Source organism: Agarivorans sp. Alg241-V36 (assembly GCF_900537085.1).
Lineage (GTDB): Bacteria > Pseudomonadota > Gammaproteobacteria > Enterobacterales > Celerinatantimonadaceae > Agarivorans.
On sequence record NZ_UNRE01000001.1, the window covers coordinates 163,777 to 187,234 of the forward strand.

The window sequence follows — 23,458 nt, forward strand, 5'->3', positions numbered from 1 at the left end:
TTATGACTGAGTTAATTCGTTAAGTTATGTAAAACGAAATTCTAGTATAACGAGTTTTTTAACAAATAAAATCAAATCTGCCATCTAAAAGTGCGCTTAGCCTCACCAAATCATCATCAAACAATTTCCTAAGACACTCAACTACTTAACAAAATTGCTTCGCTTAAGCGAAAAAATCACTAGGCTTAACACCTCAGTAGTGTTGCACTCCGAATCACATATCCCTATGATCAGCCTATTAACAGGGCAGTTTGCCTAAACCATTCAACGAACAAGAGAGACGGATAACAGATGTTAGTTTTAGGACATACTAATCCAGACTGCGACAGTATTGCGGGTGCAATATCGTTAGCAGAGTTATTAACCAAGCAAGGCACACCAGCAACAGCGATTGCCCAAGGTGAGCCTAATCCTGAAGCCAAATTTCTGTTAGACAAAATTGGTTTTGCAGCGCCAGAAGTACGCACAGAGATTGCCGGTGAAGATGTGTGGCTAATTGACTACTCTGATTGGGGGCAAGCGCCAAAAGACGCTAAAAAAGCCAATATCCGCGGAATTGTTGATCACCACAAACTAGGTGATATCACTACAGCTGAGCCAGTAGAGTGTTGGATCCGCCCAGTAGGGTGTAGCTGTACTATTGTATACAGCATGTACCAAGCCGCTGATATTACACCTAGTAAAGAAGCCGCAACCCTAATGTTAGGCGCTATTTTAAGTGACACGGTTAAGTTTAATTCTCCAACATTTACACCTGTAGATCGCGAAGCAGCTGAAGCTCTTGCTAAGTTAGCTGGCGTAGCAGACATTGACGCATTTGCAGACGAGCAATTTGCTGCTAAATCAGACGTTGCATCTGTACCTGCTGACGAGTTAGTGCTACGAGACCAAAAAGTCTATGAGATCAACGGTAAGCAATTCGCTATTGCTCAATTAGAGCTTACATCAGTTAAACCTGTGTTAGCCCGTTTAGACGAACTAGAAACAGCATTAGTGGCGCTTAAGCAAGCTAATAACTACCATACTGCTCTTGTTCTACTGACCGACATTACTACTTTAAACTCAACCGGTTTAATCTGTAGTGACGAAGCGGCTTTGGTTGCTGCAACTTTAGGTGGAACAATCGAAGGCTCAGTTATCGACTTACCTGGCGTAGTAAGCCGCAAGAAGCAGGTTATGCCGCCGCTTCAGCGTGAATTTGATGTAGTCTAAAGGCTATTTCACTCATACAAAGCCAGCGTATAACGCTGGCTTTTTTGTAAGTAAATGTAGGCAGGGAAAATTTTGTAACCCTCGGTAGCGTTTTCAGTAACAAGATATCTTATTTTGATTTACAAATTACGTTATTTTATTACGTAGGGTATGACTGAAGGGATATTTTTCAGCGGATAGTGAATTTTTCTGCACTATTTGTGAGAAAAAACGCGCTTTTTTAGTCTGTTACGCATTTTTGTAAAAAAAAATCGTGTTTAATTTCAAGTCAAGTCTGAAATTCAATTTATATCTGTGGTAGCATTTCCTTTACTTTCGTGACGAATGGACTAGCTCCTGCGTTATTGAATGCTGTTGTTTTGGAGGTTTAAAGAATAATTATCTGTGAAAGGTAGTTGTTCACACATCATCGATAGATGATGGGGCTCCTCTTTAAATGAAAATACTATTGATGTCTAAGGTCCTGTCGGTCTGAATAACATTAATATAGCAGTAAATAGGAATTACTGGATGACAAACATAACTCAACACAATAAGAGCCTTTATAGGCCAGAATTCGAACACGATAGCTGTGGTATCGGATTCGTTGCCCACTTAAAAGGGCGTAAAAGTCATGATGTGATCGAAAACGCATTAACCATGCTTACTTGCATGGAACATCGTGGTGGTACTGGTTGTGACGTAGATAGTGGAGACGGCGCCGGTATTCTCATTCAGCTTCCTCATGAGTTTTTTAACGAAGAAGTAACAAAATTAGGCTTCAGCTTACCTAAACCAGGTGAGTATGGCGTGGGTATGGTTTACTTCCCAGCTGGTGAAGCTATTCGTCGCGAATGCCGCGAGATATTAAACCGTAACATTGAGAAACTAGGCTTAACCTTATTAGGTTACCGCGTAGTTCCAAAAGACAACTCGAGCTTAGGTCAAGCTTCTCTTGATAATGAGCCGCAGATAGAGCAAGTGTTCATTGCGCGCCCATCAGACTTAGACCAACAAGTGTTCGAACGTAAGCTATTTGTTTTACGTAAGTACACTTTGCACATCGCTGATGCAACAGTGGCTGGCGTGAACGAAGACTTCTACATGGCGTCTATGTCGTCACGTACTATTGTGTACAAGGGTCAGTTAACCACTGCTCAAGTTCGTAAGTATTATTTAGATCTTCAAGATCCTCGTGTGGTATCAGCAATTGCTATGTTCCACTCGCGTTTCTCAACTAACACTTTCCCTGCTTGGCGCTTAGCACAGCCTTTCCGTTACATTGCACACAACGGTGAAATTAACACTGTTAAAGGTAACGTAAACTGGATGCGTGCTCGCGAGTCTTTGCTTGCAAGTGTTAATTTCAGTAAAGAAGAACTGGATATGATTAATCCAGTTTGTGACATCTCTCGTTCAGACTCTGCAAACCTAGACATGTGTGTAGAGCTGCTTGTATTAAGTGGTCGCCCGCTTGAGCAAGTAATGATGATGGTTGTGCCAGAAGCTTGGCAAACTCAAGAAGACATGGATCCTGTGAAACGTGCCTTCTACGAGTACTACTCTTGCATCATGGAGCCTTGGGATGGTCCTGCTTCAATTTCATTTACCGATGGTAAAGTTATTGGCGCAACGCTTGACCGTAATGGTTTACGTCCTTCTCGTTACCTAGTAACTGATGACGGCTTAGTTGTTATGGGTTCAGAGACTGGTGCTTTGGTTGTAGACCAATCTAAAGTGGTTCAAAAAGGCCGCTTGCAGCCAGGCAAAATCTTCATCGCTGATCTAGAACAAGGTCGCATTGTTGCTGATGACGAAGTAAAACACACTGTTTGTTCTACTCAGCCTTATGGCAAATGGGTAGAAGAAAACAAGATTGTTTTAGACGACCTGCCACTACCAGAAGGCTACGACCGTTTTGCTACGCAGCACAGCTTAGAGAAACGTCAGAAAGCATTTGGCTACAGCCAAGAAGATATCTCGGCGGTATTAAAGCCGATGGTAGGTACTTCTAAAGAGCCGCTAGGTGCAATGGGTACAGATACGCCGTTAGCGATTTTATCTGACAAAAACCCGCACTTATCGCACTACTTTAAGCAGTTGTTTGCGCAAGTAACTAACCCGCCAATCGACCCAATTCGTGAAGAAATGGTAATGTCGCTGCGTACATACGTAGGTGCGGACTTAAACTTACTTGAAGAAACACCACTGCATTGTCGTAAGGTTGAAATCAAGCAACCAGTATTAACTAACGAGCAGTTAGCTAAGCTACGTAGCATTGACCATAACCATTTCCAAGCAGCCACTATTCATACTACGTTCCACGCTTCTGGCGCAGAGAATGAGTTGGAAAAAGCCTTAGAGCGCATTTGTCGTCACGCTAAAGATGCAGTAGATGATGGATTCTCAATTCTTATTTTGAGTGACCGTAAGGTAGACAGTGACCACGCAGCAGTACCATCAGTATTGGCTACTGCAGCAGTTCACCACTACTTAATTCGTGAGGGCATTCGTGCTCACGCTGATTTAATTGTTGAATCTGGTGATATTCGCGAAACTCATCACTTAGCTACCGTATTGGGTTATGGCGCAGCAGCTGTTAACCCTTACTTAGCGATTGAAACGCTTCTTGATATGCGCGACCAAGCGATTATTGAAAGCAGCCTAAGCAACGATGAAGTAGTAGAGCGCTACACTAAAGCGGTGAACAGCGGCCTATTAAAAATCTTCTCGAAGATGGGTATTTCAACGCTGCAGTCATACCAAGGTGCACAAATCTTTGAAGCCCTAGGTATTAACTCAGACGTAGTGAAAAAATACTTCACCGGTACAGTAACTCGTATTGAAGGTTTGAGCTTAGACGGTATTGCTACTGAAGCTTTAAATCGTCACCGTGATGGTTTCCCTGCAGACGACAATCCATTCAGTGATTTAATTCTGAAAACCGGTGGTGACTACGCTTGGCGTAAAGATGGTGAGCGTCACCTATTTAACCCAACTACTATTCGCTTGTTGCAAAATGCTTCGTCGACTAACGACTACAAAGTATTTAAAGAATACGCGGCAAACGTAGATAACCAAGCTAAAGAAGCATTCACTTTACGTGGCCTACTTAAATTTAAGTCGGACCGTGAAAGTGTGCCGCTAAGTGAAGTTGAATCAGCAGAGGCAATTCTTAAGCGTTTTGCTACTGGTGCAATGAGCTTCGGTTCTATTTCATGGGAAGCACACACTACACTGGCAATTGCTATGAACCGCATTGGCGGTAAGAGTAACTCTGGTGAGGGCGGTGAAGACCCAATTCGCTTCAAGCCGATGGAAAATGGCGACTCAATGATCTCTAAGATCAAACAGGTTGCTTCTGGTCGCTTTGGTGTAACCAGTCATTACCTAGCTAATGCCGAAGAACTACAGATCAAGATGGCGCAGGGTGCTAAACCAGGCGAGGGTGGTCAGTTACCAGGTGATAAAGTTGACGCTTGGATTGGTAAAACTCGTGGTTCAACGCCAGGTGTTGGTCTAATTTCACCACCACCTCACCACGACATTTACTCTATCGAAGATTTAGCGCAGCTAATCTACGATTTGAAAAATGCCAACCGTGATGCACGTATTAACGTTAAGTTAGTATCTGAAGCGGGCGTAGGTACAATCGCTTCTGGTGTATGTAAAGGTTACGCCGATGTAGTACTTATTGCTGGTTATGATGGTGGTACAGGTGCTTCTCCACTTAGCTCAATTAAGCACGCGGGTCTACCGTGGGAGCTAGGTCTAGCAGAAACGCATCAAACGTTAATTCAAAACAAATTACGTAGCCGTATTACAGTACAGGCCGATGGTCAGCTTAAAACGCCACGCGATTTAGCCGTAGCAACGCTACTAGGTGCTGAAGAATGGGGTGTAGCAACTGCTGCTCTAGTAGTAGAAGGTTGTACCATGATGCGTAAGTGTCACCTGAACACTTGTCCAGTCGGTATTGCGACTCAAGACCGCCGCTTGCGTGAACGTTACGCAGGTCAAGTTGACCACGTTGTTAACTTCTTCAAGATGATGGTTGAAGGCTTACGTGAGATTATGGCAGAGCTAGGCTTCCGCTCAATTAATGAGATGGTAGGTCAAAGCCAATGTCTAACGCCACGTACCGATGTAGACCATTGGAAATACAAAGGTGTGGATTTATCTCCAATCCTTTACAAAGCTGATGACAGCGGTAACGAAACACTTTACTGCAGCCAAGAGCAAAAACACTTAATTCACGACATCGTGGATCGTCAGTTGATTAAAGACGCTGCTAAAGCGCTTGAATCTGGCGAGAAAGTATCGCTAAGTTCAGAAATCATCAACACCAACCGTAGTGTTGGAACCATGTTGTCTAATGAGATTTCTAAACGCTACGGCGCAGAAGGTCTACCAGAAGATACTATCGAAGTTAAATTTAACGGTAGTGCTGGTCAAAGCTTCGGTACCTTTGCAGCTAAAGGTATTAAGTTTGAACTAGAAGGCGATGCTAACGATTACTTCGGTAAAGGTCTATCTGGCGCCAAGTTAGTGGTTTACCCAGATGAAAAAGCCCCATTCGAAGCACGCAAAAACATCATTGTAGGTAACGTAGCCTTCTTTGGTGGTACTTCTGGTGAAGCTTACATTCGCGGTATTGCTGGTGAGCGTTTCTGTGTTCGTAACTCTGGTGTAACAGCCATTGTAGAAGGTGTAGGTGACCACGGTTGTGAATACATGACTGGCGGTAAAGCGGTAATTCTTGGTGAAACAGGCCGTAACTTCGCTGCTGGTATGTCTGGCGGTGTAGCTTATGTATTAGACCGCAGCAAGCAATTCGCCTCACGTTGTAACATGGAAATGGTTAAGCTAGGCGGCATTGAAGATGCAGCCGAAGCAGCAGAGCTAAAAGCATTAATCGAAAATCACTTAGAGCAAACAGGCTCTGATGTAGCAAAAGAATTGCTAGCTGATTGGGATAACGCGCTTAGCATGTTCGTTCGTGTAATGCCTACCGACTACGAGCGTATGCAAAATTACATGAAAGAAGCAAAAGCTACAGGCGAGCATGAAACGGATTACGATGTAGCTGTTGCTGCATTCGATATGCACCTTGATAGCGTAGCGCAAGCGAAAAAAGCCAAGGCTGAACAAGCCAAACAAAAAGCTGAAGCGGTTTAGGAGAGAGACATGGCAAATCCAACGGGATTTATGGAAATAGACAGGAAGCTATCGACAGACCGCGACCCAGCAGAGCGTTTGATAGATTGGCTAGAAGTTAAAACGCCTATGAGCGAAGAAGCAGTTAAAGACCAAGCTTCTCGCTGTATGGATTGTGGTATTCCTTTTTGTCATTCTGGTGACTCAGACTACGCCCCGCGCGTAGCTGGGTGTCCAATTAACAACTTAATTCCAGAATGGAATGACCTGGTTTACCGTGGTCGCTGGAAAGATGCGATTGACCGTTTACACAAAACTAATAACTTCCCAGAGTTTACCGGACGTGTATGCCCGGCGCCTTGTGAAGATTCTTGTGTACTCGGTATTAATGCTCCACCAGTAACTATTAAGAGCCAAGAAGTTAATATTATTGAGCGTGCATTTAAGGAAGGTTGGGTTAAACCTAACATTCCAGCTAAGCGCAGCGGTAAAACAGTGGCCATTGTTGGCTCTGGTCCTGCTGGTTTAGCAGCGGCTGCTCAGTTAAATTCTGCTGGTCATAAAGTGACAGTGTTTGAACGTGCTGACCGTATCGGTGGCTTGCTAATGTACGGTATTCCGAACATGAAGCTGCAAAAAGAGATCGTAGAGCGTCGTATTGAAATCATGCGTGAAGAAGGCATTGTGTTCAAAACTTCAGTAGAAGTGGGTAAAGACATTTCTATTAACCGTTTGAACGAAGACTTTGATGCGTTATTGCTGGCCACTGGCGCAACTGTGCCACGTGACCTGCCTGTTGAAGGTCGCCAGTTAAACGGTGTTCACTTTGCGATGGAGTTCTTGGGTAAAAATACTAAGAGCTTGTTAGACAGCAACTTAGAAGATGGCCGTTACATTAGCGCTAAAGATAAGCACGTTGTGGTTATTGGTGGTGGTGATACCGGTACTGACTGTGTAGGTACTTCATTGCGTCACGGTTGTAAGAACGTAATGCAGCTAGAGATTATGCCTCAGCCTCCGCAAGAACGTGCTCAAGACAACCCTTGGCCAGAGTTTAAGCGCACATTGAAGCGTGACTACGGTCAAGATGAAGCGATTGCAATCCAAGGTGAAGATCCACGTCGTTACTTAGTCATGACGCAAAAGATGGTGGGGGACGAGCAGGGTAACGTAACTGAAGTTCACACTACTAAGATCAACTGGACTAAAAACGCTAACGGCCAAATGATTCCTGAGCCAGTAAAAGGCAGCGAAGAAGTAATTAAAGCTGACCTAGTTTTACTAGCAATGGGCTTCATGGGACCAGAAGCGGGCATTATTGATGAACTAGGTGTTGAAAAAGACGCCCGTTCAAATGCTAAAGCTACCTACGGTGAATACGCAACCAACGTTAAAGGTGTATTTGCAGCGGGTGATGCGCGTCGTGGTCAAAGTTTGATTGTATGGGCAATCAACGAAGGTCGTGGTGCTGCACAAGCGGTTGATACCTTCTTAATGGGCAAGAGTTACTTGCCTAAGTAAGCTCGAGACAAACAGCTAAAAAGCCCGGCTTATGCTGGGCTTTTTTATAGCCAAAATTCGGCTAGTGATTAGTCAATTGCGAAGCTTTTCTAAAAAATCCAAAAATGACGGTTTACAAGCTGAAAAATGCTAGGTAATATGCGCCCCGTTGCTGCGGAGGGGTGGCAGAGTGGTCGAATGCACCGGTCTTGAAAACCGGCAAGGGTTAATAGCCCTTCGAGAGTTCAAATCTCTCCTCCTCCGCCATTATTTAGAAGAACGCCAGCATTACGCTGGCGTTTTTCGTTTCTGTATTCCCTTACATATAATATTGATAAATTGCTAGTTTATTGCGCAAACTGCCAATAATCTCAGTTCTACTCTAAACTTATACCGCTTAATCCTTTAAATTATTATCCTGATGGGATATAAAGTTTGCTGCGCAGACGATGCAAGGTCTGGCAACCCGCCCAATTAGTAGATTGATGTTTTAGTTACAGCGGAGAAAACGCTTGATAAACGTATTTCTGGTTGACGATCATGAGCTAGTGCGTACAGGGATCCGTCGCATTTTAGAAGACGTTCGAGGATTTAAAGTGGTTGGTGAAGCCGAGAGCGGAGAAAAAGCCGCTCAATGGTGCAGAAACAACCAAGCCAACGTAATCTTAATGGATATGAACATGCCTGGTATTGGTGGCTTAGAGGCTACCCGCAAGATATTGCGTTACGATCCAGACGCCAAGATTATCGTACTAACCATTCACACCGAAAACCCATTTCCTACCAAGGTTATGCAGGCAGGTGCGTGTGGCTATCTAACTAAAAGCGCTGGCCCAGACGAAATGCTACAAGCGATTCGCGCGGTTAATGTAGGTCAACGTTACCTATCGCCAGAAATTGCCCAGCAAATGGCCTTGAGTCAGTTTAACCCTGCTGAAGATAATCCTTTTCAAAGTTTGTCTGAGCGTGAGTTACAGATCATGTTGATGATAACCAAAGGTGAAAAGGTTACGGATATCTCGGATCAGTTAAGCTTAAGCCCTAAAACGGTGAACTCTTATCGCTATCGCTTGTTCAGCAAGCTTAATATTAGCGGCGATGTAGAGCTAACTCACTTGGCCATTCGCCACGGCATGATTGATACCGACAAGCTGTAATTTTGCTCGAAGATAGCACTCCATTCGATAGTAAAAAGTTCCTAAGCCAGGTAACAGAAGCTAGCGGCATATACATGATGTATAACGCCGCTAATGAAGTGATCTATGTAGGCAAAGCTAAATCACTTAAAAAGCGTTTAAGCAGTTATTTTCGTAAAAACGTAGATAGCAACAAAACCCGCGCGCTGGTTTCAAACATCGCCAAGGTAGAAGTCACGGTAACCCATACCGAAACCGAAGCGCTGATTCTTGAACACAACCTAATCAAAAAACACCTACCAAAATACAATGTATTGCTGCGTGACGATAAGTCTTATCCCTACATTTTACTCAGTAAACACAAGCACCCCCGGATATCGATGCACCGTGGTGCTAAACGCAACAAAGGTGATTATTTTGGCCCTTACCCTAATGGCAATGCGGTAAGAGAAAGTCTGCATTTGATGCAGAAACTGTTTCCTATTCGCCAGTGCAGCGATAGTGAATATGCCAATCGGCAACGACCATGTTTACAGTATCAACTAAAGCGCTGCTCAGGACCCTGTGTGAATTTAATTAGCGATGAGGACTATAAGCAGCAAGTAGACCTCGCCAGCATGTTCCTAAAGGGCAAAAGCCAGCAGGTTATTAACCAACTGGCTGAGAAGATGACTACCGCCAGCGATAATCTAAACTTTGAAGCTGCTGCCGGTTTTAGAGATCAAATTCAAGCTTTACGTAAAGTACAAGAACAACAGTTTGTAAGTGGTAATACCGAACATAGCGATGTGCTTGGGTTTGCCTTTAGAAATGGCATTGCGGTTATTCACTTATTGTTAATTCGCGATGGTCAAGTATTAGGTAGCCGTTCTTATTATCCTAAGGTGCCTAAACAAGCAGACTTGCCGGAAGTATTACGCAGCTTTGTTATGCAGTATTACTTGTCGGAGCAACGTAAAGGCAATCAACCAAATGAAGTGTTGCTGCCTGACATCGAAGGCGACTGGCCAGAAATAGAAGCCGCTATCGAGAGCGAACTCGATTGTAAAGTTAAGCTGTTACAGCCTAAGCGTGGTGAGAAACTACGTTTTGTGGCACTTGCTAACACTAACGCTGAAAATGCGCTGTTAACTAAACTTAATCAAGAAGCCACTATTCATCATCGGGTAACCGAACTAGAAGCTTTGCTAAAGCAAGACAAGCCAATTAAACGCATGGAGTGTTTTGACATCAGCCACACCCAAGGTGAAAGAACTGTAGCGTCTTGTGTGGTGTTTGACAGGCAAGGGCCCAATAAAGCTGAGTATCGCCGTTTTAATATTGAAGGTATTACTGGCGGCGATGATTACGCCGCAATGGCGCAAGCTTTAACCCGGCGCTATAAAAAAGCTCAACTGGCAGAAAAAATCCCAGACGTACTGTTTATCGACGGTGGTAAGGGGCAATTGTCCGCGGCTTTTTCTAGCATAGAGCCGCTTAACCTTTCGCCAATGCCGCTGTTGGTTGGGGTCGCTAAAGGTACAACCCGTAAGCCAGGTTTAGAAACTCTGCTTATCGGTAAAGCAATGACAGAGATACACTTGCCCAGTGATTCCCCAGCATTACACTTAATCCAACACATTCGCGACGAAAGTCACCGCTTTGCCATTACCGGTCATCGTAATCGACGAGACAAGGCGCGTAAGACCAGCGTACTGGAAGACATTGATGGAGTAGGGGCAAAGCGTAGGCAAGCTCTACTCACCCATTTAGGGGGAATGCAGCAACTTAAAAGTGCCAGTGTAGACGAAATCAAAAAAGTTCCCGGAATTAGCCCTTCTTTGGCGCAAAAAATTTATGATTCGTTGCATCACTAGGCAAGATTAGGCAACATAGCGGCAGTAGTTTTATAAATGAAAAATAATGATAAATATTCCAAATATACTAACCGCGTTTAGAATTGTATTAATTCCGTTTTTCTTAATAGCTTTTTACCTTCCCGTAGAGTGGGGCATGCTAGCGGCTGCTTTCATCTTTGGTTTAGCCGCAGCAACAGATTATTTAGACGGGTATCTTGCACGCCGTTTAGGTCAAACCACGCCTTTTGGTGCTTTTTTGGACCCCGTAGCTGACAAAGCAATGGTGGTGGCTGCGCTGGTAATATTAGTCGAGCATTATCAAACATTCTGGATAACCGTACCTGCAGTAATAATGATCTCTCGCGAAATTATTATTTCTGCACTTAGAGAGTGGATGGCTGAATTAGGCAAGCGATCGAGTGTTGCGGTATCTTGGATCGGTAAATATAAAACGGCAGCTCAAATGGCGGCGATTACAGGTTTAACCGCACAAATAGACCCTTTGGTAACACAAGCTAGTTATGGTTTATTTTATATTGCGACCATTTTAACGCTGTGGTCTATGGTGAGTTACCTAGCTTTAGCTTGGCCAGAATTAAAGCAGAATGACAAATAAACAGCGGCTTTAGCCTAAAAATCAAACGAACAGTTAGAAACTTACCAAAAGACAGTTGACGTAGGGATTTGGGCCGCTAAAATGCACAGCACATTCAGCGGCAACGCTGGAGTGTTAAAGGCGCGTTACTTAGTGTAAATACAAAAGGTAATGCAGATGAAGCGGCACTAGCTCAGTTGGTAGAGCGCAACCTTGCCAAGGTTGAGGTCATCAGTTCGAACCTGATGTGCCGCTCCAATTTAACACAAGTAGTATGGCGGGTTGGCAGAGTGGCTATGCAGCGGATTGCAAATCCGTGGACCTCGGTTCGACTCCGGGACCCGCCTCCATACTATTAAAATTGTGTCGCCCGGGTGGTGAAATTGGTAGACACAAGGGATTTAAAATCCCTCGTCTGAAAGGACGTGCCGGTTCAAGTCCGGCCCCGGGCACCAACTCTTCTTGCTATTCTAAGTTCCAATCTCCCTAAAAAGACTTAACTCATTGTAAAACTATACCTGTTTAGTTATATGAGTTGTTTAAGCCATTTAATCTCTAATTAAAACTAACTTTATGTTCGTTATATTTATAGCTGACTTCGCCGTTATTAAACCTGCAAAAGATTGAAAAGGCAGCTGCTAGATCGCTTTTTAAGCACTTGAATCAACTCCCTCAAAAAATCCGTTGACTCATTTCTGTAATACGTTAAAGTACAACTCGTTTTCAGGGGCTAGCCCTTAGATAACAGCAAAACGTGTCGCCCGGGTGGTGAAATTGGTAGACACAAGGGATTTAAAATCCCTCGTCTGAAAGGACGTGCCGGTTCAAGTCCGGCCCCGGGCACCAGTTATTTGAGTTGGAATACTCGTTACTGCTTGAGTGGTAACAAAAGAAGTTTATTAAGCGGCACTAGCTCAGTGTGAGTATATAGAGTAGCGCAACCTAGTTGCTAACTCGCACACTAAATAGTGATAAAGAATTAAGCGGCACTAGCTCAGTTGGTAGAGCGCAACCTTGCCAAGGTTGAGGTCATCGGTTCGAACCCGATGTGCCGCTCCAAAATTTGTAATGCCTTTTGGCGGGTTGGCAGAGTGGCTATGCAGCGGATTGCAAATCCGTGGACCTCGGTTCGACTCCGGGACCCGCCTCCATTACAAAGTAAAGTTTTGCCCGGGTGGTGAAATTGGTAGACACAAGGGATTTAAAATCCCTCGTCTGAAAGGACGTGCCGGTTCAAGTCCGGCCCCGGGCACCAATTCAAAAAAAGCCAGTAGCAATTGCTACTGGCTTTTTTGGTTCTAAAATCTTCAATATTACTCTCTTAGACAAATCTCACCATGTTGGTGCTTGTTGAAGCGCATTGAGCAAAAACGGTGCGCGAAAAGATACTTTTGCGTCAATGAAGTACCTAAAATTAGGTAACGCTGGTTTGGCATAGCCATTGCTACTTTAACTTTGCGACATGAGAGATGTATGGCTCTGCCTCATCAAGAGCCGCTTAAAATTTGCAATAGACATCTAGGGTTCCGGCTGCAACGCAGTGTCTGGACCGAGAGTTGTCAACCTCATAGAGGTTACACGGAGGGATAAAAGCCCGGGAGATGACAATAAATACGTCTCTCATGTTTTTATTTTAAAGTGCATAACCACATTGAGGTGACCATGTTAAAACTAATTAAATCTCCACTCCGTACTTTGGCCGTAGCAGCCACCATCGTTAGCGCCAGCGCGCTTAGTATTGCATCTGCTCAAGCAGACGATAAACCAACTTATAAACTCGCTTGGACAATCTATGTAGGTTGGATGCCGTGGGATTATGGAGCAGCCTCGGGCATTGTTGATAAGTGGGCCGACAAATACGATATCAATATCGAAGTAGTGCAGGTGAATGACTACATCGAATCAATTAACCAATACACCGCCGGTGGTTTTGATGCCACAGTAATGACCAACATGGACGCACTAACTATTCCAGCAGCCAGTGGTGTTGATTCAACAGCACTTATTGTTGGCGATTTTTCTAATGGTAACGACGGTGTTGTACTCAAAGGTGATAAAACTCTTGCCGACATTAAAGGCGAAAAAGTTAACTTAGTAGAGTTAAGTGTTTCGCATTACTTGTTAGCACGAGCATTAGAATCGGTTGATTTGAAAGAACGCGACATTAAAGTTGAAAACACCTCAGACGCTGATTTAGTTGCCGCATTTACCACTTCAGATGTTACCGCTGTTACCACCTGGAACCCGCTATTAAGTGAAATTATTTCAATGCCAGACACCAACATGGTGTTCGACTCATCTAAGATCCCTGGCGAAATTATCGACTTACTAGTAGTTAATACCGATACCCTTAAGCAAGACCCTAAACTGGGTAAAGCCTTAACCGGCGCTTGGTATGAAATTATGGCAACTATGTCGGGCGACGACGAAGCAGCGACTAAAGCACGTGCGTTTATGGCTGAAGCTTCAGGTACTGACTTAGCCGGTTACGATGCGCAATTAGCCTCAACTAAAATGTTCTACCAAGCTGAAGATGCCGTTGATTTCACCAACAGCGCAACCCTAAAAAGCACCATGGCTAAAGTAGCCGAGTTTTCGCACCATCACGGTCTGTTAGGTGAAGGCGCGCCAGATGCTAGCTTTATCGGTATCGAAACTCCATCAGGTGTGTATGGCGATTCAAGTAACGTAAAACTTCGCTTTACAGCCGAGTACATGGACATGGCTGCTGACGGCAAACTATAAGGCTCTGCCTATGACTCGCATAATTAATAAAAAACCTAGCCGCTTTGTGCGGCTAATGTTGGGCTTACTACCGTTCTTGCTGTTAATTGCTTTATACATGGCGGCATCGCAGGCGCGTTTGGCTGATAATCCAAACGACAAGTTGTTGCCTGCAATGTCGAGTTTTGTGGAAGCAATTAACCGCATGGCCTTTGAGCCTAGCAAACGTAGTGGCGAATACTTAATGCTGGCAGATACAGTAGCCAGCTTAACTCGCTTAGCGTTTGGGGTAGGGATCAGTGCTTTAGTGGCTTTAATGGTGGGTGTTGCCAATGGCATGGTGCCATTTGTACGCGCTCCTTTATCACCGCTGGTTACTGCCATCTCGCTGATTCCACCGATGGCGATTTTGCCAATTCTTTTCATTGTGTTTGGTTTGGGAGAGCTGTCGAAAGTGATGTTGATCATTATTGGAATCTGTCCAATTATGATTAGAGATCTGCAGCTTCGCACCGATGTTCTGCCTAATGAACAGATCTTAAAAGCGCAAACCTTGGGAGCCTCCAGTTGGCAAACCATTATTGCCGTGGTTATTCCGCAAATCCTGCCAAAGCTAATCGAAGCAGTTCGCTTAACCTTGGGTAGCGCTTGGCTATTTTTGATTGCAGCCGAAGCGATTGCTGCCACAGAAGGTTTAGGTTATCGCATCTTCCTAATTCGCCGTTATTTAGCGATGGACGTAATTTTGCCTTACGTGCTATGGATTAGTGTATTGGCCTTTGTAATGGATTGGTTGCTACGCAAGTTGTCGGTGCATGCTTTTTCTTGGTATCACAAAACACAAGGAGACGCATAATGAGCACTCCAATTATTCAAGCTGTAGACGTTTGGAAAGAATACGGCGACAACGTAGTGCTAGAGCGCTTAAACCTAAGTGTTGAAGAAGGCGAGTTTGTTAGCATTGTGGGCGCATCTGGTTGTGGTAAATCTACCTTTCTCAACTTGATGCTAGGTAACGAAACGGTAAGCCGCGGCAAGCTTTTACTCAATGGCGAACCTTTACCTAATGAGCCTGGGCCAGAGCGCGGCATTGTGTTTCAAAAGTACTCAGTGTTTCCCCACTTAACGGCCGTACAAAACGTCATGCTAAGCGATGTATTTGCCCAAGCGCCAATTCTTGCGAGTCTATTTGGTAAAGCCAAGCAACAGGCCTACAGCCAAGCTATGGCAATGTTAGACAAGGTAGGTTTAACCGAGGCGGCGCATAAATACCCAACCGAGATGTCTGGTGGTATGCAGCAGCGCTTAGCCATTGCTCAAGCGTTGATGAAAAAGCCAAAGATATTGTTACTAGACGAACCCTTTGGTGCGCTTGATCCCGGCATTCGAAAAGACATGCACAAGCTAGTTCATCAGTTGTGGCAAGAGCACAAACTTACCATTTTTATGATTACCCACGATCTCTCCGAAGGTTTTAGCCTAGGCAATCGCCTATGGGTGTTTGATAAGCATCGTCATGATGCTCAACAACCCGAGCGCTTTGGCGCGCAAGTCACCTTCGATATTCCTATTAGCAAGGGCAGCGACGCTACTCGCTTTAGTGAAGAGATGAAACCGATTATTGATAAATCGGTGGCCTAATAAGGACAAACTATGAATCAAAATATTTCCCAAGAGCCTATTTACCAAGAAGTAATAAACGGTGCCGCGCATTGGTCGGTAACCGTGCCTGCAGGTAAAACCTTGCGTTTTACCAACCCTGAAGGGGCTTCAAACGTAAGCCTATTGTTTTATAACCCAAAAGATTTGTTAGAGCGTTATAACGCGCCCGATACCCTTAAATGCCAGCACACCTTTAAACTCACTAAAGGTAATTGCTTGTACTCCGATATGGGTCGTGTGTTCTGTTCTATTACCCGTGACGATACCGCTTGGATAGACAGCGTAGGCGGCTTAGCTAACAAACAAAAAGTCGCCGAAAAATGGGGCGAGCGCAGCTACCAAACTCAAGGCAATTTGTGGTTACAAAATGGCTACGACGCCATGCTGGTCGAGCTAGCTAAATATGGCTTAGGCAAACGTGATATGGCAGCGAATCTCAACCTATTTAGTAAGGTGGCAGCCGATGCTGAAGGCAACCTACAGTTTGAGCCAGGCGCTAGCAAAGCGGGGGATGTTATCGAGCTGCGTTTCGAAATGGACACCCTAGTGCTTATGACCACCTGCCCACATCCTATGAATCCTGCTAGCGAATACCCCAACCATGGTGTTGAAGTAGCCATGTTGGAAGCTGATCCCGTGAGCGAAGACGACTATTGCAGAAACTTTAGACCAGAGAATGGTCGTGGTTTTGAAAATACCGAACGCTACCGCTGTGTTAGCCAAGCTAGCACTTGTTGTGAAGCTTAGTTGTAAACGCTAAACAAGGAACAATATTGATGATCAAAGAAAGTGATTTACAAGCAGAACAAGCCAGCCAGCGAAACGTAGTTCCAGCAGGTGACTATTACATGCAGGAGCTCAAGGCCGGTCAAACTCTGCGAATTTTAGACTTAGAAGGTAACCAAGCTGCTGATACTTTGTTTTTTAGCACAGCAGATCCTAGTGAGCGGTACAGCGCCATGGATACTATTCGAGAGCAAGGCAATGTTTACTTAACAGCAGGCACAAAATTGTTGTCAAACTTAGGCCGTGAAATGCTCACCATTACTGCCGATACTTGTGGTCGTCACGATACCTTAGGCGGCGCTTGTGCCACCGAAAGTAATACCGTGCGTTACTCGCTAGATAAGAAATGCATGCACGCTTGTCGTGATAGCTGGTTGCTGGCCGTTGCCGAAAACGATCAATACGGCTTAACCAAACGCGATATTACCCACAACATTAATTTCTTTATGAACGTGCCAATTACTGCAGCTGGTGGTTTAACCTTTGAAGACGGCATTAGCGGCGCAGGTAAGTATGTAGAAATGCGCGCCGAAATGGACGTAATTGTTTTAATGTCTAACTGCCCGCAGTTAAACAACCCTTGTAACGGCTACAACCCAACGCCAGTAGAAATGTTGATTTGGGATGCAGTTTAAGCACAAGTAATAACTCTATAGACTAAGGCTAGGGACGACCCTAAACACGCCTTGTTATTAGCCGGGACGACCCGCAGTTCTCAGGTGACACTATGTTCGATAAAGTATTGATAGCCAACCGTGGCGCGATAGCTTGCCGGATCATTCGAACCCTTAACAAAATGAACATTGCCAGCGTGGCTATTTACAGCGACGCCGACGCAGACAGCCTTCATATTAGCCAAGCCAGCGAAGCCTATAGCTTGGGCGAAGGTTCAGCTAGCCAAACCTATCTAAACATTGACAAGATTTTTGCCATTGCCAAACAAACTGGAGCACAAGCCATTCATCCTGGCTATGGCTTTTTAAGTGAAAACCAAGAATTTGCCGAACGTTGTGAACAACAAGGTTTGGTGTTTTTAGGGCCTACCGCAGAGCAAATGAATGCCTTTGGCCTTAAACATCGTGCTCGTGAATTAGCCGAGCAAGCGCAAGTACCTTTATTACCGGGCAGCGGACTTTTAGAAGACCAACAACAAGCATTAAGCTGCGCCGAAGAACTGGGTTACCCAGTTATGCTAAAAAGCACCGCAGGTGGTGGTGGCATTGGTATGCAACGCTGCGACTCCGCAGAGCAGTTAAGCCAAGCCTTTGATAGCGTAAAACGCCTTAGCGAAAACAATTTTAGCAATGCAGGTTTATTCCTCGAGAAGTTTATTACCCAAGCGCGACACATCGAAGTACAAGTATTTGGTAACGGCAAGGGAGAAGTGCTTACGCTAGGCGAGCGCGACTGTTCTGCTCAGCGCCGCAATCAAAAAGTGATTGAAGAAACGCCGGCACCAAACTTAAGCCCGGCCATTCGCCAGCAATTACAACAAACCGCGCAGCAGCTTACTCAAAGCGTAAATTACCGCAGCGCTGGTACCGTAGAGTTTGTATTTGACCAGCAAAGCCAAGCTTTTTACTTTTTAGAAGTAAATACCCGTTTGCAGGTTGAACACGGCGTTACCGAGATGGTGTTTGGCGTAGATTTAGTGCAATGGATGGTAGAGCTAGGTTACGCTCAACTAGCTAAACAAGCTTATCCATTGGCAGATAAAGCGGCCAATTTACAAGCCTCTGGCCATGCTATTCAAGTTCGTTTATATGCCGAAGATCCTAATAAAGATTTCCAACCAAACGCCGGTCTGCTCAGCCATGTAGCTTGGCCTACAGGCGATGATTTAGTACTGCCACAAAACGACAGTTTACGTATCGACCATTGGATAGAAAGTGGGGTAGAAGTTTCTCCCTTTTTCGACCCCATGTTAGCTAAAGTGCAATACCATGCAGCCGACCGTGATTCGGCCATCGCCGGCTTAGCCAAGGCGCTACAGGCTTGCCAAGTGTATGGTATTGAGCACAACCTAGCCTACCTCAAGCAGTTGCTAACGCTACCCGCTTTAGAGCAAGGCACTTTACTTACTTCAAGCCTTAATAGCTTTGCTTATCGCCCTAGCACTATGGATGTGCTTAGTGCGGGTACCCAAACCACTATTCAAGATTACCCAGCGCGAAAAGGCTACTGGGACATTGGCGTGCCACCTTCAGGGCCAATGGATTCACAAAGCTTTTTGTTGCTTAATCAACTGCTGGGCAACCAAACAGATGCAGCGGGTTTAGAGATAACCCTGCAAGGGCCAACGCTTAAGTTTAATCAAGACAGCTTAGTAGTTGTTGGCGGCGCAGATATCGAGATTGCCTTAGATGGCCAAAGCCGTGCGATGTGGCAGGTATTTAAAGTAAGCGCTGGTCAAAGCTTGGCATTAGGTAAAGTTAGTGAGGCCGGTGCTCGCGCTTATTTAGCGGTAAGTGGCGGCATTCAATGTCCTGAGTATTTGGGCAGTAAAGCTACTTTCACGCTAGGTCAGTTTGGCGGTCACGCAGGGCGAGCACTAAGAACCGGCGATGTATTACAACTGCCAGACGCTAGCCAATTAAGCACCATTGATGATTTCTTACTAGGCCGAGAGCTGCAGCAAAAGCCGCAGATTACTCAACAGTGGAATATTCACGTAATTTACGGCCCACATGGTGCGCCAGACTTTTTCACCGACCAAGACATCGAACAGTTTTTTGAAGCTACGTGGAAAGTGCATTTTAACTCTAGCCGAACTGGCGTGCGCCTAATTGGACCAAAGCCAGAATGGGCGCGCAGTGATGGCGGCGAAGCGGGCTTACATCCATCCAATATTCACGACAACGCCTACGCCGTAGGTAGCATCGATTTTACTGGAGACATGCCAGTGATCCTTGGTCCTGATGGCCCTAGTTTAGGTGGCTTTGTTTGTCCCGCAACCATTATTAAAGCCGACTTATGGAAGATGGGGCAGCTTAAAGCGGGCGATGAAATAAATTTTATTCCAGTAAGTATTGAGCAAGCAGAACAAGCCGAGCGCGAGCAGCTGCAAAGTATCTCTTTGGGTACCGCTTACAATACCAACATTAGCGCTGCGCCTATCACAACGCCGATTGTTAAAACTCTAGCCAGTGAGCTTTATGGTGAAAAGGTAGTGTATCGCCCAGCTGGCGAAGACTATTTGCTCATAGAATATGGTCCGCAGCGTTTAGACATTGCCCTGCGTTTTAGAGTGCACGCTTTAATGCTGAACCTGCAGGAACAAAACATTGCAGGCATTGAAGAGCTTACTCCCGGTATTCGCTCATTACAGGTTCACTACAACAACTTGGAGCTGCCGCTAGAGCGCTTGTTAGCAATACTCGAGCAAGCAGAAGCAAGCTTGGGTGATATCGACCAACTTAGTGTGCCAGCGCGAGTAGTTCATCTGCCGCTATCTTGGGACGACGAAGCCACTCGTTTAGCGATTCAAAAGTATAACGACGTAGTACGTAAAGACGCGCCATGGTGCCCTGATAACATCGAGTTTATCCGCCGAATTAATGGTCTAGACACCGTTGAGCAAGTGAAGGACATTGTGTTTAACGCCAACTACTTGGTAATGGGCTTAGGTGATGTTTACTTAGGCGCACCGGTAGCTACACCTATCGATCCTCGCCACCGCTTAGTGACCACTAAATACAACCCCGCTCGTACTTGGACTCCAGAAAATGCAGTGGGTATTGGCGGCGCCTATTTATGTGTTTACGGCATGGAAGGACCGGGTGGTTACCAGTTTGTTGGCCGCACCCTGCAAATGTGGAATCGCTATCGCAGCACTCAAGAGTTCACTAAACCGTGGTTACTGCGCTTTTTTGATCAAATTAAGTTTTATCCAGTAAGTGCAGATGAACTCAAACAAATCCGCAAAGATTTTCCACGCGGCGATTACCCATTAAAAATTGAACAAACCGAATTCAGCCTAAAGGGTTATCAAGCGCTGTTAGATGAGCAACAAGAGAGCATTCAAGCCTTTAAGCTAAATCAGCAACAAGCCTTTGAAGCAGAGCGCCAGCGCTGGGAAGAAAGCGGCCAAGCACATTTTTCTGCCGAAACTGCCAACGAACAAACCGCTGACGAAGACGCCTTAGGCGATTCAGAGCTAGCTATCGAAAGCCATGTGGCGGGCAACCTTTGGCAAGTAATGGTTGAGCCCGGCCAAAGCGTTAAGTCTGGTCAGGTTGTAGCAGTGTTAGAAGCGATGAAAATGGAATTAGAAGTAACCGCGCCTTCAAGCGGTGTGATTAAACAGCTTAGCCAAGCTCAGGGTTCACAAGTACATGCAGGCCAGCGCTTAATGGTTATGGAGACCGAATAAAATGACGAAAAGTACTTATACTATTTCACAACTACGCGAGGCTTACCTAAGCAAACAGTTTAGCGCTAAGCAGTATTTACAGCAGAAGTTAGCGGCCGTAAAAAGCGATAGCAACAACTGTTGGATCTCAACAATTAGCGAACAGCAGTTAGCCGACTACTTAGAAGGTTTAGCGCAGCAAGACATTGCCGATTTACCTTTATATGGTGTGCCGTTTGCCATTAAAGACAACATTGATTTAGACCAACTGCCAACCACTGCTGGTTGTAAAGAATACAGCTACCAACCCAGCGACAGCGCCTTTGTGGTTAAGCAATTAATTGCCGCCGGCGCAGTGCCACTAGGTAAAACTAACCTAGACCAGTTTGCCACTGGCTTAGTAGGCACGCGTAGCCCTTGGGGAGCGGTAAAAAACAGTTTTGATCCAAGCATGATTTCTGGTGGTTCTAGCTCAGGCAGCGCAGTAAGTGTTGCCTTGGGGCAAGTGTGTTTCTCCTTAGGTACCGACACTGCTGGATCTGGCCGAGTGCCAGCGGCGCTAAACAACATACTAGGGCTTAAAGCTACCAAAGGTTTGCTTAGTTGCAGTGGTGTAGTGCCAGCCTGTAAAAGCCTAGATTGTGTCACCTTATTTGCTCATACCAGTGACGACTTAAACGTGCTGCTGGATGTAGCAGGCCAGTACGACGAAGAGGATTGCTATGCAAGGCCAAACCAAACCAGCAATCAAGCTCAGCACTATCAACCTTTACAAGAGTTAACCTCACTTAAAATTGGTGTGCCTAAAGCCAGTGACCTGGCGTTTTTTGATAACCCAGAAACAGAAAAGTTGTTCAAGCAAAGCTTAAAGCAGCTAGAGCGCCTAGGTGCAGAGTTAGTTGAGTTAGATTTTGAACCCTTTTTAGCCGCAGCTAAATTGCTGTATGAAGGCCCATGGGTTGCCGAGCGTTATGCGGCTATTCAAGACTTCTTTGAAAAAGATCCCAGCCAATGTTTACCGGTTATTCAAACCATTATTGGCAGCGCCACTAAACATAAAGCGGTAGACGCCTTTAAAGCCTTTTATCAACTGCAAGCCTATAAAGTGGTTTGTGATCAGCTAGTAAACCAAGTAGATGCCATTGTTACCCCTACTGCGGGTAGCACTTACAGCATTGCCCAGTTGCAAGAAGATCCCATTCAACTTAACTCCAACATGGGTTACTACACCAACTTTATGAACTTGCTCGACTACAGCGCGGTTGCGGTACCTGCTGGCTTTTACCAAAACCAGCAAGGTAATACCCACAGCTTTGGTATTACCCTGTTTAGCGATGCTTATTGTGACAGAAAGATCCTCAGCATGGCGGCGCTTATTCAACAAGACAATGGCTTTAGTTTAGGGGCTAGCAAGCAAGCTTTACCGGCACTGCAAACCCCTGCAAGCATAGAAGATGATTACATGGAACTGGCAGTGTGCGGTGCCCACTTGTCGGGTTTACCGCTTAACGGTCAGCTAACCGAGCGAGCAGGGCAGTTAGTTAAAGCTACCCAAAGTGCCGCCAAATATAAACTCTATGCACTGGCTGGTGGACCACCAGTACGCCCCGGAATGATTCGTGATGAAGAAAACGGCGTAGCCATAGCGGTAGAGGTTTGGCGTTTACCTAAACAACACCTTGGCAGTTTTTTACAAGGCATCCCGCACCCATTGGGTTTAGGCAAAATAGAACTAAGTGACGGCACTTGGGTAAACAGCTTTATTTGTGAAGGCTACGCCACCAACACCGCAAAAGATGTAAGCGAATTTGCTGGCTGGCGCGCTTACCTTGCCAGCCTATAGCTAGCAATTTCTCTCGTTTACTTAACAAAAGCACTGTGAGTTTTTACAGTGCTTTTTCTTTTCCTGTTTTTCCCAAGCCACTGCATACTTTTATCATGATGTTTTAGTCAATTTGATGCCTAGCCTGCTGAATTGAGTAGCTTTTAGTGATAATCTTGATTTTAATAAATGTATGAAAAGAGGAAAAATTCCGAGTTTAAACAAGGAAATTTTCCTATTGATAAGATGTTATGTTTTTAATCAACTTTTGGAGTATATATGTCTAGAAATACCGATAATGTAATTCGTCTGATAAATGCAGGTGGAAACCTTAGTGTTAACTGTGATGGAAGAAATACTGACAATGTTTTACGAGTAATAAAAGCTGCTCAGAAAAAAAATACTAAGTTGACTCTTAGGAATCTAGATTCACATAATACTGATAATGTTATTCGAATTATTAAAGCAGCAGGTGATACTGTAGTTTTGGAAGTCTAATTCACACACTTTACAAAACATAACAAGTTGCTTAAACGGAATAAAAACAGTTGGTTATCGCTTCGCGATTTTAACCAACCATTTTTGTCCGCTTAGCAAGGCGTTGATATGATTCCCACTGTCAACACGCACAAGTCTATTCCTACCGATTAACACCGGCATAGAAAACCTGAATGAGAGACCCTTGGCAAGTAAGTG

At 45.0% G+C, this 23,458-nt stretch carries 14 protein-coding genes, 8 tRNA genes and 1 riboswitch; all 22 genes read left to right on the forward strand.

Translation table 11 applies throughout. The annotated features are described in order from the left end of the window. Positions 1 to 291 precede the first annotated feature (291 nt). The 22 genes from G6R11_RS00795 (at position 292) to G6R11_RS00900 (ending at position 23,260) form a co-directional block, all read left to right on the forward strand. On the forward strand, positions 292 to 1,212 hold the full coding sequence (locus tag G6R11_RS00795) for a manganese-dependent inorganic pyrophosphatase (protein WP_163130425.1): 921 nt from the start codon (positions 292 to 294) through the stop codon (positions 1,210 to 1,212). 510 nt (positions 1,213 to 1,722) lie between these two features. Continuing rightward, complete coding sequence (gltB, locus tag G6R11_RS00800) at positions 1,723 to 6,369, forward strand: glutamate synthase large subunit (RefSeq protein ID WP_163130427.1); 4,647 nt, start codon at positions 1,723 to 1,725, stop codon at positions 6,367 to 6,369. A gap of 9 nt (positions 6,370 to 6,378) precedes the next feature. Further along, on the forward strand, positions 6,379 to 7,869 hold the full coding sequence (locus G6R11_RS00805) for a glutamate synthase subunit beta (protein WP_163130430.1): 1,491 nt from the start codon (positions 6,379 to 6,381) through the stop codon (positions 7,867 to 7,869). Between the two features lie 155 nt (positions 7,870 to 8,024). After that, positions 8,025 to 8,115 (forward strand) — tRNA-Ser (locus G6R11_RS00810). Positions 8,116 to 8,360: 245 nt separating this feature from the next. Next, a complete protein-coding gene (gene uvrY, locus G6R11_RS00815) occupies positions 8,361 to 9,005 on the forward strand; it encodes a UvrY/SirA/GacA family response regulator transcription factor (protein WP_163130432.1) in 645 nt (214 codons plus the stop codon). A gap of 2 nt (positions 9,006 to 9,007) precedes the next feature. Next, positions 9,008 to 10,840, forward strand: a complete 1,833-nt coding sequence (gene uvrC / locus G6R11_RS00820) for an excinuclease ABC subunit UvrC (RefSeq protein ID WP_163130434.1) — start codon at positions 9,008 to 9,010, stop codon at positions 10,838 to 10,840. 43 nt (positions 10,841 to 10,883) lie between these two features. Continuing rightward, complete coding sequence (gene pgsA, locus G6R11_RS00825) at positions 10,884 to 11,438, forward strand: CDP-diacylglycerol--glycerol-3-phosphate 3-phosphatidyltransferase (protein WP_205472583.1); 555 nt, start codon at positions 10,884 to 10,886, stop codon at positions 11,436 to 11,438. A gap of 161 nt (positions 11,439 to 11,599) precedes the next feature. After that, positions 11,600 to 11,675, forward strand: a tRNA-Gly gene (locus G6R11_RS00830). An 18-nt stretch (positions 11,676 to 11,693) separates the two neighbouring features. Next, positions 11,694 to 11,767: transfer RNA gene (locus G6R11_RS00835), tRNA-Cys, on the forward strand. 18 nt (positions 11,768 to 11,785) lie between these two features. Then, positions 11,786 to 11,872, forward strand: a tRNA-Leu gene (locus G6R11_RS00840). A 304-nt stretch (positions 11,873 to 12,176) separates the two neighbouring features. Then, a tRNA-Leu gene (locus G6R11_RS00845) sits at positions 12,177 to 12,263 on the forward strand. A gap of 137 nt (positions 12,264 to 12,400) precedes the next feature. Next, a tRNA-Gly gene (locus G6R11_RS00850) sits at positions 12,401 to 12,476 on the forward strand. A gap of 18 nt (positions 12,477 to 12,494) precedes the next feature. Continuing rightward, positions 12,495 to 12,568 (forward strand) — tRNA-Cys (locus G6R11_RS00855). 17 nt (positions 12,569 to 12,585) lie between these two features. After that, positions 12,586 to 12,672: transfer RNA gene (locus tag G6R11_RS00860), tRNA-Leu, on the forward strand. Between the two features lie 252 nt (positions 12,673 to 12,924). After that, positions 12,925 to 13,020, forward strand: a riboswitch (guanidine-I (ykkC/yxkD leader). A 59-nt stretch (positions 13,021 to 13,079) separates the two neighbouring features. After that, positions 13,080 to 14,162, forward strand: coding sequence for a putative urea ABC transporter substrate-binding protein (locus G6R11_RS00865; RefSeq protein WP_163130441.1), 1,083 nt, complete (start codon positions 13,080 to 13,082; stop codon positions 14,160 to 14,162). Between the two features lie 10 nt (positions 14,163 to 14,172). After that, entirely contained in the window at positions 14,173 to 14,997 is an 825-nt protein-coding gene (locus tag G6R11_RS00870) for an ABC transporter permease (protein ID WP_163130443.1), read from the forward strand. Continuing rightward, positions 14,997 to 15,782 (forward strand): ABC transporter ATP-binding protein, encoded by a 786-nt coding sequence (locus tag G6R11_RS00875; protein ID WP_163130446.1) that lies wholly within the window; start codon positions 14,997 to 14,999, stop codon positions 15,780 to 15,782. The genes G6R11_RS00870 and G6R11_RS00875 overlap by 1 nt, the downstream gene beginning before the upstream one ends. A gap of 12 nt (positions 15,783 to 15,794) precedes the next feature. Continuing rightward, entirely contained in the window at positions 15,795 to 16,550 is a 756-nt protein-coding gene (locus G6R11_RS00880; protein ID WP_163130449.1) for an urea amidolyase associated protein UAAP1, read from the forward strand. A gap of 29 nt (positions 16,551 to 16,579) precedes the next feature. After that, the gene (locus G6R11_RS00885) at positions 16,580 to 17,224 is read left to right on the forward strand and encodes an urea amidolyase associated protein UAAP2 (protein WP_163130451.1); all 645 of its coding nucleotides are present in this window, start codon (positions 16,580 to 16,582) and stop codon (positions 17,222 to 17,224) included. 92 nt (positions 17,225 to 17,316) lie between these two features. After that, positions 17,317 to 20,961 carry an urea carboxylase gene (gene uca, locus G6R11_RS00890; RefSeq protein WP_163130454.1) on the forward strand — a complete coding sequence of 1,215 codons (3,645 nt, stop codon included), beginning with the start codon at positions 17,317 to 17,319 and terminating at the stop codon, positions 20,959 to 20,961. 1 nt (position 20,962) lies between these two features. Then, on the forward strand, positions 20,963 to 22,783 hold the full coding sequence (gene atzF / locus G6R11_RS00895; RefSeq protein ID WP_163130457.1) for an allophanate hydrolase: 1,821 nt from the start codon (positions 20,963 to 20,965) through the stop codon (positions 22,781 to 22,783). 258 nt (positions 22,784 to 23,041) lie between these two features. Next, entirely contained in the window at positions 23,042 to 23,260 is a 219-nt protein-coding gene (locus G6R11_RS00900; protein ID WP_163130460.1) for a hypothetical protein, read from the forward strand. The last annotated feature ends 198 nt before the right edge of the window (positions 23,261 to 23,458 follow it).